We start from the raw sequence: 15,615 nt of genomic DNA, 5'->3' as shown, positions 1-15,615 counted from the left end.
TTAGCAAATTTTGCTCAATTTACCGATCAAGTTGCCTGACAAACTGGACAATTTACATCTTTTTCAAATTTAAGAATACGTTGCGTTAAATTTAAGCCATTCCAAAGCAATAGTTTTTGCTTGAGTGGAGTTAAACCTAAGCCTAAAAATAGCAATGTGTGATGTGCTTGTAATGACGCTATCATTACAGGTGTGGTGGCCAGTACACCTGAATCCGCACAACGCTGCCCTTCATTGACATGATCCTCTTTCGGAAAAAGGCATTCATAACAGGCTGAATCAGCATCCACCATAAACATCTGCCCTTCAAAACCAATCGCTGAAGCACTGATCAGTGGTACTTGATGTTTTCTACACACTGCATTGACAAGATAACGGGTGGTAAAATTATCACAGCCATCTAAGACTACATCTTGATGCTGTACGAGTTCATCAGCATTCGTTTCATCGAATCGTATATTTTGATAGCTGACCTGTATATGCGGATTGATGTCTTTTAGATGTTTAGCCAATATTTCAGCTTTGTATCGACCTAAATCATTTGCTGTAAATGCGATTTGTCTTTGCAGATTACTCATTTCAATCGTATCGGCATCGACAATGGTAATTTTCCCTACACCTGCACGTGCCAACAGCTCGGCACTGGTACAGCCGATTCCACCTGCACCGATAATCAACACATTTGCGAGTTTTAGTTTTTCTTGTGCTTCGATATCCCAACCATCTAATAAAATCTGACGACTATAGAGATGCATTTCCTCATTGCTTAGCTCAAATTCGTTTTCTAAATGGTCTGACACGTGACTTGCTTCTTTATCATCAAGGGTAATGCTGATTTTAAGTCGATGTAGGGTTTGAGGAAAGTAATAAATTGGAACGAACACTGTTTTCTTTTGACAAAAAGCTATTTTTACCCCAATATTTTTCTTACTCTTTAACAGCTTAATAAAATCAATAAGTTACTATATCAGTTAAAAACTTTGGGTATTTCTGCCTTTTGGGATATAACTTGATGTTTTAGCTTATATTATTTTCATTATTTTATAGTTCATGACGGCATACGTCATTTAGAAATACAAGCATCACGTTAAAAATACACAAGTCCAGTTCATGACTGGCATACGTCACATAAATTAATGTTCTAACTGGAGATAAGATTTAAATCGAAAACCACGATGTATCAAAGCGTTTAAAGAAATAGGAAATCTAATTCTGGCAGTTTGTAATACTTGAAGAACCCATGTTTTTTCGGCTAAAAATTCAAATAAGATTTTATCATCACATATCCTCGGGCCAGTAAAGATATCTGTCTGATAAGCCAGCCCTATCCATAATGACTCCAACAATATATTTTTATCCAAATCGACTAAGACCAAAGTTAAAGTTTCCTCAAAGATACAATCATGGCTAAGGAAAAGAAGATAGCAGTGAGAATATACACAAACCACACCTTCTAACACTTTACCCTCAACCATAACCCCTGTCTTTTTTCCCCTAACCATGACTTCAGACTGCGGGGAACTATTCTCCTCTATGTCTTGGATCAATGCTAAACCAATATAATCAGCCACATACATATTCAACTTTGCCTAATAAAATTATTACCGATTATATTTCCATCCATTACTTTGACTCTACTTCCGATCATGCATCATTTCATAAGACTGAGCTCTTAATAAATCTTCTTTAGTTCCAAAGGATTGATTACGTAACTGATTAATCGATTGCTGTTTACTGGCATCACTCGCATCGCTTTTTAAAATTTGGTCACGTTCAGCCAAATATCCATTCACCTGCGTTTGCCATCCTGCTTCTTCTTGATCGACTTTCTCTAAACGATCCGCCGCTTCAGGCCCTAATAAGCTTTCACGCATATTGCGCAGCTCTTGAGCAGAACCACCCTTTTCTCGCACCTCTTGGGTTAATTGTTGCAATTCAGCAAATTGCATCGAAACCCGAACCCCATCAGCCAATGTTGTTGGAAGTTGATCAATCAATTTCGCCAACTCAGCCGCCTTTTGCTGAGCGGTCAGGGTTTTATTGGCATGAATACGCATTTGATCAATATTAAACTGGTTCAAGTTACGTTCATTGCCAAATAAAGCATTGATCTCGGCCGCATTAAAAAACTGCTGCTGTACTTTGTACATCTGCTCAATCACTTTTTGATAACCCTCAATATCACCTGTTTTAAAGTTACCCGTCGGTTTTATATTTTTTAAGGCATGGGTATAGGCTACATATTGATCTAACAGATAGCTCGCATAACTTGAAGCCGTGTCGGGCAAAGTCGCAGTGAGATACTGTCGAATATCAGCAATCAGTTCCGTTTCAGTTTTTTCACCTAAACTAGAAAAGAAATAATCAAAACAACTGCGAATCCCAACGGTTAAAATCAATTTACCATTGGCATCAACCTGAATCGGACAATCAATTTCTGTGCCTCGCAATGAAGATGCTAATTCAGGCATTTTACCTTTTTGATTATTCTGCGGACTTGCCACTAAACCATTTTCAGAGACCTGTGATCGAGCCTGTTGATTCGGCATATGCTGGGTATTTTGAGGATCTGGTTTAAATATCCAATAGATTAAAGCCAATAAGAGCAATAAACATGCGATTAAAACTATACTGATGGTCTTATTATTCAAAAATTTACCGTTCATCATCCCTTGCTCTATTTATCATTCTTTCTTTGTTTGAACCGTTAAAACCAAAGGAGCAACGGATTACTCCTTTGGCAAATGAATTATAAACCTTGATTTTTTAAACGATTTGCTTGAGTGCGATAAGGTGTTACTGGATTCTGTAAGAATCCAACTAAACCGAGGATTTGATTGACTTCATCCAAATGGTTAAATGCATAATTGTCACGAATCACAGTACCCAAATGGCTCGAACAACGCGGCACTAAGCCATCATTTTCACCAGAAATCAGTAAAGAAGTTGCCGTTAATGCATAGTCCATTGGGTCTAAAGCATTGGTAAATGGACTGGTTCCACTCCATGAATAATAACGTACACCGTTGACCAGTTCTGTTCCTGAACCACATGCTGTGGTTGGTACCCCTGCTGGAAAACGTTGGTTAAAATTGGCGGAACCTTTAGTGGTTAATGAACCTAAGCCCGCCAGTGCATCTTGATCATAATAATGTCCTGAACCAATCCCAACCAACGAGAAGAAGGCGTTGACCCCTGCTGCAATAATAGGTGCAAGTGCTGGGCCAACAGGTGATTTAACCACTGAGTCAACCACATCTGCAACATCTGAACCTTTGGTTGGACCACCTACTGCTGTAACAGAAGCAACTTTGTTAGGTAACAAACTTGCGACATAACGAACCGATTGAGAGCCATGACTATGACCAATTAAGTTAATTTTCTCCGCGCCAGTAATCGCCAACACTTGCTTCGCCTGTAGCAATAACTGCTCGCCGCGTACCTCCGATGAATTAAAAGAAGCTTGCTGTGCAACAAAGACATTCGCACCATTGCCCACCAAGTCCTCGGTAATGCCATTCCAATATTGCAAAGGGCCAACAGCAGAGAAGCCAGCCATCCCGTGCGCGAGTAGAATTGGATACTTGGTTTTTGCATAGCTTGATGTAACACTGGTGCTACCGCCGACTGAACAAGAGTTCACATTACAGTTTTGCCATGATGCCTTTGGTGCAAAAAAATCGAACAAACCTGCATGTACCACAGATCCACTACTCACCACTATGCCCGCCATTAGCGCCATGACATTTAAATATTTTTTCTTCACGTTTTGCTCCTAGCATTTTTCATTTTTATTACAACGATTTAGTCTTTTTCTTCGTATCTGGAATCATTCCGAGCATACAAACGACTGGCAAAAATTATACTCCCTCGAGATATTGTGTGATTTTTAGACTAAAACAAACTGTGCCAAAATCATAACAATTCGTGCCAAAATTACGCTGGATTGAAAAAATTCCGATGAATGCACATTTTCAAATCCATCACTCTGCTTTAATTTCAGAATGAATTGGATCAGCTTTAAAATGGAATTTACTTCGCACTATGAGTATTCCCCGTCTTCATAATCAGCATTTTATTAGTAGCTCTTATGCACACCTACTGAGTGAGGTGGTATCACGATGGAATATTTCAGCTGAAACCTTATTTTGGGGTACGGGTGTTGAAATCGAAAAACTATCTGATCTCAATGATAAGATCAGCCTGAATACCTTTAAAAAAGTGATTGCCCGAACCATTGAGTTAACACAAGAACAAGGCATCGGTTTTTATGCAGGTACGCAGTTAAAAATCAGTTCGCATGGCTTACTCGGTTTTACCGTTGCCATTTCAAAAAATGCTTTAGAAGCGATTGAAACCATTAACCAATTTGTCAGTTTGCAATGTTCATTTGTCGAATTAAATTTTAAAGTTGAAGATGAGCTCGCCTATTACAGCATTGCCTATGATCGTTCCTTACTGAATTTTAATGATGAATCAGATACACAAGCCTACGAATTTAGCTGTATTTTCTTTCTGACTGGTTTTGTCCATTTAGTCCGTTTCTTTATTCCAGACTTTAAACCTAGCATCGACCTACAATGTAAATACCCTAATTATTTTTCTCGTTTTAGTGACATTTTAGCGTCGACTTTTGCAGAAATAAGCTATGAGCAGCCTTATACCCGCTTAATTGCCGCTGCAACTTTTCTAGATGCACCCCTCAGTATGGCTGATCCGCTCACAGCAGAAAAGTTTAAATTACTGTGCCAAAAAGAGCTGGATGAACTGCTTGCGACGCAAGATATTTTACAACGGGTCAAATATCTGATTGATGATAAAACAGAAGGCTTACAGAGTATTGATCAGGTTGCTCAAAAGCTAAACCTCACCAAAAGAACCTTACAACGAATGCTGCAAGAAAAAATGATCAGCTTTCAAACCTTGTATGATGAAGTAAGAAAGGAAAAAGCTAAGAAACTGATGCTGAATCCTTTTATGACCAAAGATCAGCTTGCTAAAAAATTGGGGTATTCCTCTCTCTCAAGTTTTAATCGTGCCTATAAACGTTGGGAAATTGAATAAAATTTTAGGGGAGTTTATGCAACAATGGAGCAATGTCTCAATCTTGTGGATGTTTTATGAGTCAGCCAGAAATTACCGCTGTTGAACTTTCTAAAGCTTATCGCCTGCTCAATCATGGCCCGACAGTTTTGGTTTCTGCTCAGTATGGACAAGAGCGCAATGTCATGGCAGCAGCTTGGGCCTGCGCACTGGAACTTACGCCAGCCAAAGTTACAGTGGTTCTAGATAAAAGTACCAAGACTCGCCAATTGGTTGAGCAAAGTGGTTATTTTGCCTTGCAAGTGCCCTGCTATGCGCAACTTGATATGGTGCATCAACTTGGAAGCATTAGCCAGTTTGATCATCCTAATAAGTTAGAAGAATGCAAAACAGAATTGTTTTACCAAGATGATTTTCCTGTCCCACTGGTGGCAGGTAGTCTAGCTTGGCTGATCTGTAAAGTGATTCCAGAACCACACAATCAACAAGCGCATGATCTATTTATCGGCTCAGTGGTGGGTGCTTGGGCTGATTCACGGGTATTCCGCGATGGGCATTGGCACTTCCAAGAGGCCAGTAAAGAGTTGCGTAGTCTGCATTACATTGCAGGCGGTACATTTTATCTGATTGGTGATGAAGTTAAGGCCAAATAGTCTTCGATATAAGGCAAGGCCAAACCAGCTTTGCCTCTTTTATTAATCATTGATTTTCATCAACTCACTGTACATAAGATCCAAGAATTGCTGCTGTTCTTGGTCATTTTTAAAGTAACGTTGATAAAGACCACTACAGCTTTGTACATCAGCAATATTGGCTTTATTAAATGACCAATCCTTTCGATCTTTGATACTGATACCTAGATCATCATCACAACTCTGCCATAGCTGAGAAAATCTGGTTCGTTTATTTGCATCTAATTTTTTAAAGTCGGCATATACAGAATAGCCGCGCATGGATGAATTAAAAAACTGCGAAATCATGGTAACTGGTACACCACCCCAATCTATGCTTTGACCAATAGGCAATCGAATATCGGTCAGTTTATTTTCTGACATGATCTGAGGCTGTTTGCCTTTTTTGAAATACTGTTCCTCATAGACCAAAGTCGTTCCTGCTGGAACATAAATTTTTTTAACCAGCATCGGTTGCTGTGTTACATAGTAGGGATAATTCGGTCTTGAGTTGCCGCCCGTCGGGTTCATGTTGCCCACGCAACCAGCTAAAGACACAGTCATTGCAGCAGATAAAAAGATCATTGCTTTCATCGTTTTTATTATCATCCACATCAATATTCTGATTCGACCTTAAAACGAAATCGTTTCGGAAACAATATTAAATATCAAAGAAAAAAACCGCTGTGACATCCACAACGGCTTAAAATTAAATCAGAGTTTAATGTCTGAATTAAAATAAAATTTACTTGGCAGCCATACGGATTGCACCATCCAAACGAATCACTTCACCATTGAGATAGGAATTTTCAGCAATATGTGCCACTAAACGCGCAAACTCTTCTGGGCGACCTAAACGTGATGGATAAGGCACCATTTGTCCTAAAGCATCTTGCACATTTTGCGGCAAGCCTTTCAACATTGGGGTTTCCATAATCCCTGGAGCAATGGTCATGACACGAATACCATGCCGCGCTAACTCACGTGCAATCGGTAAAGTCATCGCCACCACAGCACCTTTTGATGCTGAATAAGCCGCTTGTCCAATCTGACCATCAAAGGCCGCCACTGACGCGGTATTCACAATCACGCCTCGATCTTCATCGCCTTCAGCAACCGTGTTTTTACTCATCGCATCTGCTGCAAAACGCAGCATATTGAATGTCCCTGTGACATTGATATGCAAGGTTTTAGAGAACATAGCCAGATCATGTACGCCTTCTTTACCCACCACTTTTGCAGATGGACCAATGCCGGCACAGTTGATCAGACCATAAACACTGCCATGTTTCGCCAATACATCTTTAAAGAACTGTTCTGCTGCCGCTTCATCAGTCACATCTAATTTTACAAATTCTGCTGCTGCACCCAAGGCCTGTGCTTGCTGTTCTCCAGCGTCGATATTCATATCGACCAAAGTGACAGAAGCACCTTTTTCAACTAAATATTCCGCTGTTGCTGCACCTAAACCTGAACCGCCACCTGTAATAACAAAATGTTTTCCCTGAATTTTCATTTACGTTTCCTATCAAATTAAAGATATAAATTTTTATAACTAAGCCTAAAGGCAAGTTTTTTCCGATACAATTTCAAAAAGTAGCAAATTTGCTGCGGCTTTTGAGCATTCGATTTCATTCTTCTCCTGTATTTTATTGATATATGAACAAAAACCTCAACCTCGATCTTAATTCGACTAAGGACACCATTTCAAATGCTTTAATTCGTGAAGCGTTGAGTGTCGCCGCCAGTCGTGGGTTGAATATTGTCAATATCGCCAATCGAGCAGGTATTTCAGCTGAGCTCTTAACCTCCTCCAAGGCACGAGTGCCTGTGACACAATGTGCGCAGTTATGGGTCGAAGTTGCGGAAAGTATGAATGATGAATTTCTTGGTATGGATACTCATCCCATGCGCCGAGGCAGTTATAGCCTATTAGCAAAATTAGCGTTTAATACCGAAACCCTTGAGCAAGCCATCCAAGAAATTTTAAAGTTTTTAAGTCTAGTACTAGATGATATTCGCGGTGAACTGATTCAAAAAGGCAGTAAAGCCTATCTGATCTTGCATGATCGTGAGCACCCCAAACGGATGTTTACCTATTCGACCTACTTAATGCTGGTGCATAGTTTAATGTGCTGGTTGAGTGATCAACGGATTGGCTTTCATAAAATGAGTTTTAGATGCCATCCACCTGTAGAACTACAAGATTATCGGGTGCGTTTTTGCGAGAACATTCAATTTAATGCCGAGCAAAACCAAATCGAGTTTGACGCCCATTATCTCAAGCATAAAATCAAAAAAGATAAACAAGCGCTCAAAGATTTTCTCAAACACACGCCTTATAACCTGATTGTGCGCTTTAAGAATGAGAACTCATTAAGCTTACAGATCCGCCGTCAACTGCTATTACAACCACCATCACAGTGGGATGAACTAAAAGAGATTGCGCAGCAACTGAATATGTCGACTGCGACCATTCAACGTCGCTTAAAGCAAGAAGGTGTCAGTTATCAGCAGCTTAAAAATGACATCCGCTGTGATATTGCCATCGAACGACTCAGTAAAAGCAATGATTCAATTCAAACGATTAGTGATGATCTGCATTTTCATGACCCAAGTGCATTCCATCGTGCCTTTAAAAAATGGACGGGGGTCAGTCCAGGTGCTTATCGCGCTAAAACACTCAAACGCACGATAAACAGCATTTAATCAAATAAGGCGGCCATGCCCATTTTTATCCATTCGGCAGGATTTTCACTAATAGCATGTCTAAACCGAGATTAAAAATCTCATCATAATGCGGAGTTGTCCAATACGGTATGGCCTGTGCCAATAAAGGATAGTCCTCTGATCGTTGCTCGGGATTGATTGGCTCAAGTGCTGAATTGCCCAATTGATAACCTTTTGCTTCGTCAATGCCAGCACCAATTAAGTAATAATTCAAAATTCTGAGAAAATAGCTGCCTTGTTGAATGGATAAACCTGCATCTCTAAAAATCACTAAAAGTTGATTCATAAACTGACTACCAACATGAGTATTTAGTTGATGAATCGCCAATACAGGAAAGAAATTAGGATAGGTCTTTGCTAATGTTCGCCATTGCTGTGCGATCGAAATCAGCTGTTGTTTGATCGTTCCTTCTTTATTTTCGAATTGAATCGTTATAATCAGAAAATCGACAATTTCATCAAAAATCTGCTCTTTATTTTTAAGATGATAATAAATACTCATCGGCTCGCAATTCAGTCTTTCTGCCAGTTTACGCAAACTAAATTTTTCCACGCCAATCTCTTCAATCAGCGCAATTGACGTTTTCACGATAAATTCTTTTGACAGACTCCCCTTGGTTTTCGCCTTCTGATGAATGGTATTTGACATAAAAATGATTACCTAGTAATTTACCTTACAGTGTAAGTTTAATAAAAAGAGATTAAAAATGTATCACACTCTGCAAAGTTGGCATAAGACTGGAAATTATTTTTCTTTTCATAATTTTAATCTTTTTTATCAGTATTCAAACAAAGCTGAAGCTGACACGTTATTTCTCATTCATGGCTATCCTACTAGTTCCTATGATTGGTCAAAAATCTGGGATACGCTCTCAGAGCAATATCAACTTGTTGCGATTGATTTATTAGGCCTCGGATTTTCTGATAAACCAGCACCCTATGCCTATTCGTTTCAAGATCATGCCAATCAATGCATTGCATTAATCGAACACTTGAATTTAGACAAAGTGCATTTAATCGGACACGACTTAGGTGTGGGCGTCATTCAGGAGTTATTGGATCGACAACTGCAAGGAACGTTGAAGTTCACAATTCAATCTGGTGTTTTTATGAATGGCAGTTTGTTTGCAGAAGCGTATCGTCCACGCTTCATTCAAAAATTAATGGCTTCTTTTTTAGGCCATTTAATTGTGCCACTTATTTCACTACCTGTTTTTTCAAAATCGATGCGACAAATGTTTGATGCAAACCATCAACCCAGCACTGAAGAATTAAAGCAATGGTATGAACAACTCAACTTTAATCAAGGCAAAAAAATCATGGTCAGTTTAAATCAATCCATTTTTGATCGATTTAAACACCGTGATCGGCTGGTGAATGCCATGATCAATAGCCCAATCCCTATGTTATTAATAAATGGTAAAAATGATCCGAATTCTGGGCAACATATGGCGCTTCGTTATAAAAGCTTGATTCCAAATCCACGGGTGATTGAGCTAGAGGATTGCGGACACTGGACCCCTTGGGAACAACCGAACAGAGTGAAAAAAGAAATGATGCAATTTTTAGCAAAACCGTCTTAAAGCAATCCGCTACACAGTAAAACTCATCATCACACTGACTATTAAACTAAACCTGTAGCACAAAAGACTCTAATCAACGTATGATGAGTTCAGTTTTCGCTCTCTCGACCGATTGCTTGAGACAAGGAAATAACGCGGAGCATTCCATTTGCTTTTCAAGGATTTATTTAAATGTATTTACCTAAAATATTTGAAGAAACAGATCTTGAAAAACTCTATCAATTGATTCAAGACTATCCTTTTGCGACTTTAATTAGTCATAGTGCGGAAGGCTTGGAGGCCAATCATTTACCCTTTCATTTATTGCGTGATGAGCGAAACCAAACCGCAACACTGATTGCACATATTGCCAAGAATAATCCGCTGCATACGCAAATTGAAAACGGCGCTGAAGTTCTTATTATTTTTCAGGGTGAACACGGTTATATCTCACCGAATTGGTATCCAAGCAAACAACAACACCATCGACATGTACCGACATGGAACTATCAAGTGATTCATATCAAAGGAAACATCAATTTCCTGCATGACGAAAAATCTTTACGCGGTATCTTGGCTAGACTGACACGTACCCATGAAGCCAAACAAGCAACGCCTTGGAAAATGTCGGATGCACCAAGTGAATATATTGCTCAGGAACTGCAAGGCATTGTCGGGATCGAAATTCCGATCTCAGAAATCACGGGAAAGTTTAAACTCAGCCAAAATCGGGAAAAGCCAGATGCTTTGGGCGTGGTGGATGGGCTACAACAACAAAGTGAAAGCCGCTTAGCCAATGCAGTACAGCAATATATCGAGGATTAAACTGATTTTCGTCCTAGGCTAACACGATCATTTCCGCCATAGTCCTGAATGGTCTGAATCTGCTCAAAACCGTGTTGTTCAAAAATATCACGTACTGCTTGACCTTGGTCATAACCATGTTCAAGTACAATCCAGCCATTCGGTTTAAGCCAGTCTTTACCTTGGGTAATGATGATCTCAATATCCGCCATGCCCTGCTTATCTGCAATTAATGCACGCTCAGGTTCTGACTTGAGCTTTTGCATATGTACATCGTCAGGATCAATATACGGCGGATTGGATACAATCAAATCAAATTGTTGTTGTTCTAAAGCCTCAAACCAAGCACCACAGGCAAACTTCACCTGCATGAGACCATGTCGAACCGCATTGTCCTGTGCCACCTCTAAAGTCGGGGCATAGATATCAGTTGCAGTCACTTGCCATTGTGGACGTTCACTCGCAAGTGCCAAAGCAATTGCACCTGTTCCTGTACCTAGGTCAACAATATTGGCTTGTGAACTTAATGGCAGTTTTAATACCGTTTCCACAAGGATTTCGGTATCGGGACGCGGCACTAAAGTGTCATGGGTAACTTTTAAATCGAGCGTCCAAAACGGTTGTGAACCTGTGACATAGGCCAAAGGTTCACCTTGTTCGATACGAGCCAGCCCGTCTAAATAAGCTTGCTCTTGTATTTCCGTCAGTTCTTGCTCAAGTCTTAATTTAAGTTCTAAGGCATTGATTCCCAAAATATGTTCGAGTAGCCACGCCGCCTCTTGACGTTCATAGCTATCAATTTCACCTTTGATTTCTAAGGCTTGAGCAATATTCATTAGCCGCCATTTTCCTGTGCAAGCATCGCCAACTGATCCGCTTGATATTCACGATGTAAGCTATCTAGCAATTCGGTTAAATCACCTTCCATAATCGCATCTAACTTATATAAAGTCAGGTTGATACGATGGTCAGTCATACGACCTTGTGGATAGTTATAGGTACGAATACGCTCTGAACGATCACCAGAGCCGACCAAGTCACGGCGCATTTCTGAAGTTGCTGCATCAGCCGCTGCACGCTTGGCATTTTCTAAACGTGAGACTAACAACGCCATCGCTTTGGCTTTGTTCTTGTGCTGTGAACGCTCTTCCTGACATTCCACCACTACACCTGATGGGATATGGGTAATACGAACCGCTGAATCGGTTTTGTTAATATGCTGACCACCTGCACCTGATGCACGGTAAGTATCAATACGCAAATCGGCAGGATTAATTTCAACTGTAGTGTCTACATCGACTTCTGGCAGAATCGCAACCGTACAAGCCGAAGTATGTACACGGCCCTGTGATTCAGTCGCAGGAACACGTTGTACACGGTGCGCACCACTTTCAAATTTCAAACGACCATAAACACCTTCGCCATCAATACGGCAAATGATCTCTTTATAACCGCCATGCTCACCTTCATTTTCAGAAAGCACTTCAATACGCCAACCTTGTGTTTCAGCGTATTTGCTATACATACGGAATAAATCGCCCGAAAAGATCGCTGCTTCATCACCGCCTGTACCCGCACGAACCTCAAGATAGGCTGCGTTGGCGTCATTTGGATCTTTCGGAATCATCAACACATTTAACTGCTCTTCAAGCGCAACCAAAAGTGCTTTATTTTCTTTGATTTCTTCCTCGGCCATGTCTTTAAAATCAGGATCTGATTTCATCGTTTCAGCCGTTTCGATATCTTCTTCCGCTTGACGATATTTGCTCCAAACCTCAGTGATTTCAGTTAAATCATTATGTTCACGAGACAATTTACGAAAACGTTTATTGTCCGAAATTACTTCTACATCAGCGAGTAATGCAGTCAGCTCTTCGTGACGATCACAAAGTTGATCGAGTCTTAAACGGAGTGATGCTTTCATGGGTGGAATATCTCAAAATCTAAAGACTCAGTGCCGACGAAGCACGAGCAAAATCAAAAAATTGCGCATAGTTTACAGACTCTACTGCTTAAAAGACATAGAGAATCAGGGGAACTTACTATTCCACACCCATTTCATCACAAATTGTTCAGTTTTAGTTCTCAGTGCTTGTTCTCTGACCAAGGCTTATATATAAATAATGCAAGACAAATAGAAAGATAAAACAATAGGATAATTTATGAATAATTCTATAAACCGTCCCACCTCTGCCTTTATCGCTGCGAGTTGGGTGGCATTACTCGCAGGTGGTGTAGGCTTTATGATCGGCCTCTGGAATGCCAATATGCCTTTGCATGAAAAAGGTTATTATCTCGTGATCTTGCTGTATGGACTTTTTTCCGCAGCTTCTTTGCAGAAAACCGTGCGTGATCAACTGGAAGGGATTCCTGTTACGGCGATTTATTATGGACTCTGTTGGGCTTCGATGGCCCTATGTATTGGTCTTTTATTGGTGAGCTTATGGAATGCCGAACTGAGCATGAGTGAAAAAGGCTTTTACATCATGTCCTTTTTATTGAGTCTGTTTGGCGTGGTGGCAACCCAAAAGAATATTCGTGACTTAAACTATCAGCGTCTGCAGACTGAACTCAATCCACGTCAGTTCAAACACGAAGAGCAAACTGCGAAAGATGAATCCTTAGATTAATTAAAAAATGAATGGAGCCTTAAAATAAGGTTTCATTTTTTTTTGCAAGGTTTAACGATCTTATTGTTTAATCGTATCTTACGCGCATTCTCCTCTAAGCTCAGCAACATAACACTACAATCCAGAAACCAAAGAGTAATAATTCAGAAAAGCTTCTCCACACTTTCATACTCAAACTTTGTTACATTTGCAGCCATGAAAAAGAGGTCCGCTTTATTTCGGACACGGAGTCAAAAATGAAATTAAATGCTTGGTTATGTGCTGCTATTTTTGCGAGCTCATCATTGGTTACTGCTGCTCATGCTGATAATGCAACCCGTGTTGCTGCAACGTCTGCGCTTGGTAGCGTGGTCGGTACTGCGATTGGTAAAGAAATGGGTGGAAACAGCGGCGCAATGATTGGTTCTGCTCTCGGTGGTGCTGGCGGCGCTGCAGCTGCAAGTAGCAAACGTACCCGCACTGAAGCTGCCATTGGTGGTGGTCTAGGTGGTGTTGGTGGTTATACTGTCGGTAAAAACCTGGGTGGCACGACTGGTGGTTATATTGGTGCTGCTGCTGGTGCAGCGGGTGGTTCTGCTCTAGGCCGTAAAGTCGGACAAGACCGCGACTATGACAATTACCAATCTAAGAAATACAAGAAGAAAAGAAAGCATCGTCATCACTAATTCAAAAAGCACCTTCGGGTGCTTTTTTATGGCCTAGATTTTCCATTAATGTCTATAAAATCCTGAGCAAAACACTAGGTTGAATCCTTAATCTGAACTTTCTAGAATAATTCCTTATTTTTTATATGCCTTTTTTTGCATTATGAATACTGAATTACTCTCTCCTGCTGGTTCACTTAAAAATATGCGTTATGCCTTTGCTTATGGTGCCGATGCGGTCTATGCAGGCCAACCCCGCTATAGCTTACGCGTGCGGAACAATGAATTTGACCATGACAATTTAAAAATCGGGATTGATGAGGCGCATGCCTTAGGCAAAAAGTTTTATGTGGTGGTGAATATCCAGCCGCATAACAGCAAACTGAAAAACTTTATCCGCGACATTGAACCGATTATTGCCATGCAGCCCGATGCGCTGATTATGTCTGATCCCGGTTTGATTATGTTGGTACGTGAACATTTTCCTGAGATGCAGATTCATCTCTCGGTACAAGCCAATGCCATTAACTGGGCCACGGTAAAATTCTGGCAAGACTATGGTTTAAGTCGGGTGATCTTGTCACGAGAACTCTCACTGGAAGAAATCGAAGAAATCCAGAACCATGTCCCAGACATTGAACTGGAAGTGTTCGTACATGGTGCACTGTGTATGGCCTATTCAGGTCGTTGCCTGTTATCGGGTTATATGAATAAACGTGATGCCAATCAAGGTGCCTGTACCAATGCCTGTCGTTGGGACTATAAAATCCACACTGCGCAAGAAGATGCCAATGGGGACGTGATTCCTGTTCAACCAGTCGATACTCAACAGCAGTGTTGCTCACAGCCATCAAAAACGACGGATACGTCGCAAAGTGTTTTGGTGCAGCGTCATGATGAAGAGATGTTTGCCGCTGAAGAAGATGAGCACGGCACTTATTTTATGAATTCTAAAGACCTCCGCGCGGTGCAACATGTAGATCGTCTGACTCAAATGGGTGTTGCTTCTTTAAAGATTGAAGGTCGAACCAAATCTTATTTTTATTGTGCCCGTACGGCACAGATTTATCGTAAAGCCATTGATGATGCACTGATAGGTAATGAATTTGATCCTAGCTTGATGACTCAACTAGAAGGTTTGGCGAACCGTGGTTATACCGAAGGCTTCTTGCGCCGCCATGTGCATAGCGATTATCAAAATTATACCGATGGTTCATCGCATTTTGACTATCAACAATTTTGCGGTGAAGTCATTGCACGTCATGGCGACCATATTCGCATTGAGGTTAAAAACCGTTTTGTGATTGGTGATTCACTTGAGCTAATGACAACCAAAGGTAATATCAACTTCAAATTAGAACAGATGCGCGACCTTAAAGGCAATGCCATTGAAAGTGCCAAGGGTTCAGGCCATATCGTGGAAATTCCATTTTCCTCAGAGGTCGATATTGAATATGCACTGTTGATTCGTAATCTGCCTCATGCCACAACCGAGTTACGATCTGCGGCTTTGGCCTATTCGGCTGATTAA

General features: G+C 40.6%; 17 protein-coding genes. 8 read left to right on the top strand and 9 right to left on the bottom strand.

The features are described 5' to 3' along the window. Window positions 1-26 precede the first annotated feature (26 nt). The 4 genes from A7P55_RS14225 to A7P55_RS14210 all read right to left on the bottom strand — a co-directional run bounded on the left by A7P55_RS14225 (window position 27) and on the right by A7P55_RS14210 (window position 3,766). Window positions 27-800: a ThiF family adenylyltransferase gene (locus A7P55_RS14225; RefSeq protein ID WP_171552593.1), complete on the bottom strand. Its 774-nt coding sequence runs from the start codon at window positions 798-800 to the stop codon at window positions 27-29. 333 nt (window positions 801-1,133) lie between these two features. Beyond that, window positions 1,134-1,577 carry a hypothetical protein gene (locus A7P55_RS14220; protein ID WP_171552592.1) on the bottom strand — a complete coding sequence of 148 codons (444 nt, stop codon included), beginning with the start codon at window positions 1,575-1,577 and terminating at the stop codon, window positions 1,134-1,136. Window positions 1,578-1,634: 57 nt separating this feature from the next. Continuing rightward, a complete protein-coding gene (locus tag A7P55_RS14215) occupies window positions 1,635-2,666 on the bottom strand; it encodes a lipase secretion chaperone (RefSeq protein ID WP_171553250.1) in 1,032 nt (343 codons plus the stop codon). An 83-nt stretch (window positions 2,667-2,749) separates the two neighbouring features. After that, window positions 2,750-3,766 carry an alpha/beta fold hydrolase gene (locus A7P55_RS14210; protein WP_171552591.1) on the bottom strand — a complete coding sequence of 339 codons (1,017 nt, stop codon included), beginning with the start codon at window positions 3,764-3,766 and terminating at the stop codon, window positions 2,750-2,752. 278 nt (window positions 3,767-4,044) lie between these two features. Here A7P55_RS14210 and A7P55_RS14205 point away from each other — a divergent pair, with 278 nt between their 5' ends. Both A7P55_RS14205 and A7P55_RS14200 read left to right on the top strand, forming a co-directional pair. Further along, complete coding sequence (locus A7P55_RS14205; RefSeq protein WP_171552590.1) at window positions 4,045-5,064, top strand: AraC family transcriptional regulator; 1,020 nt, start codon at window positions 4,045-4,047, stop codon at window positions 5,062-5,064. A gap of 56 nt (window positions 5,065-5,120) precedes the next feature. Beyond that, entirely contained in the window at window positions 5,121-5,696 is a 576-nt protein-coding gene (locus tag A7P55_RS14200; protein WP_171552589.1) for a flavin reductase family protein, read from the top strand. Between the two features lie 42 nt (window positions 5,697-5,738). Here A7P55_RS14200 and A7P55_RS14195 read toward each other — a convergent pair whose 3' ends face one another. Together A7P55_RS14195 and A7P55_RS14190 are read right to left on the bottom strand one after the other, a co-directional pair. Continuing rightward, window positions 5,739-6,308, bottom strand: coding sequence for a hypothetical protein (locus tag A7P55_RS14195; RefSeq protein WP_171552588.1), 570 nt, complete (start codon window positions 6,306-6,308; stop codon window positions 5,739-5,741). Between the two features lie 151 nt (window positions 6,309-6,459). Further along, complete coding sequence (locus A7P55_RS14190) at window positions 6,460-7,230, bottom strand: SDR family NAD(P)-dependent oxidoreductase (RefSeq protein WP_171552587.1); 771 nt, start codon at window positions 7,228-7,230, stop codon at window positions 6,460-6,462. A gap of 143 nt (window positions 7,231-7,373) precedes the next feature. Between A7P55_RS14190 and A7P55_RS14185 the strand changes: the two genes are divergently transcribed. Further along, a complete protein-coding gene (locus A7P55_RS14185; protein WP_171552586.1) occupies window positions 7,374-8,423 on the top strand; it encodes an AraC family transcriptional regulator in 1,050 nt (349 codons plus the stop codon). Window positions 8,424-8,448: 25 nt separating this feature from the next. Here A7P55_RS14185 and A7P55_RS14180 read toward each other — a convergent pair whose 3' ends face one another. After that, window positions 8,449-9,093 (bottom strand): TetR/AcrR family transcriptional regulator, encoded by a 645-nt coding sequence (locus A7P55_RS14180; RefSeq protein WP_171552585.1) that lies wholly within the window; start codon window positions 9,091-9,093, stop codon window positions 8,449-8,451. Window positions 9,094-9,151: 58 nt separating this feature from the next. Between A7P55_RS14180 and A7P55_RS14175 the strand changes: the two genes are divergently transcribed. Beyond that, a complete protein-coding gene (locus A7P55_RS14175) occupies window positions 9,152-10,027 on the top strand; it encodes an alpha/beta hydrolase (RefSeq protein ID WP_171552584.1) in 876 nt (291 codons plus the stop codon). A 171-nt stretch (window positions 10,028-10,198) separates the two neighbouring features. Further along, the gene (locus A7P55_RS14170; protein ID WP_171552583.1) at window positions 10,199-10,831 is read left to right on the top strand and encodes an FMN-binding negative transcriptional regulator; all 633 of its coding nucleotides are present in this window, start codon (window positions 10,199-10,201) and stop codon (window positions 10,829-10,831) included. Here A7P55_RS14170 and prmC read toward each other — a convergent pair. Both prmC and prfA read right to left on the bottom strand, forming a co-directional pair. Then, window positions 10,828-11,646, bottom strand: a complete 819-nt coding sequence (gene prmC / locus A7P55_RS14165) for a peptide chain release factor N(5)-glutamine methyltransferase (RefSeq protein WP_171552582.1) — start codon at window positions 11,644-11,646, stop codon at window positions 10,828-10,830. The two genes, A7P55_RS14170 and prmC, sit on opposite strands and share 4 nt — an antisense overlap. After that, window positions 11,646-12,734 (bottom strand): peptide chain release factor 1, encoded by a 1,089-nt coding sequence (gene prfA, locus A7P55_RS14160; RefSeq protein WP_005212840.1) that lies wholly within the window; start codon window positions 12,732-12,734, stop codon window positions 11,646-11,648. The genes prmC and prfA overlap by 1 nt, the downstream gene beginning before the upstream one ends. 238 nt (window positions 12,735-12,972) lie before the next feature. On the opposite strand from prfA, the gene yiaA reads away from it, so the two are divergent. From yiaA to yegQ, 3 genes are all read left to right on the top strand, one after another. After that, window positions 12,973-13,440 carry an inner membrane protein YiaA gene (yiaA, locus tag A7P55_RS14155; RefSeq protein WP_171552581.1) on the top strand — a complete coding sequence of 156 codons (468 nt, stop codon included), beginning with the start codon at window positions 12,973-12,975 and terminating at the stop codon, window positions 13,438-13,440. 236 nt (window positions 13,441-13,676) lie between these two features. After that, the gene (locus A7P55_RS14150) at window positions 13,677-14,105 is read left to right on the top strand and encodes a hypothetical protein (RefSeq protein WP_016539803.1); all 429 of its coding nucleotides are present in this window, start codon (window positions 13,677-13,679) and stop codon (window positions 14,103-14,105) included. Between the two features lie 142 nt (window positions 14,106-14,247). Further along, window positions 14,248-15,615, top strand: coding sequence for a tRNA 5-hydroxyuridine modification protein YegQ (yegQ, locus tag A7P55_RS14145; RefSeq protein WP_171552580.1), 1,368 nt, complete (start codon window positions 14,248-14,250; stop codon window positions 15,613-15,615).

This window comes from Acinetobacter sp. Ac_5812, from assembly GCF_013072695.1.
Taxonomy (GTDB): domain Bacteria; phylum Pseudomonadota; class Gammaproteobacteria; order Pseudomonadales; family Moraxellaceae; genus Acinetobacter.
The sequence above is the reverse complement of the archived record's forward strand: the minus strand, read 5'-3'. Positions and strand labels throughout refer to the sequence as shown.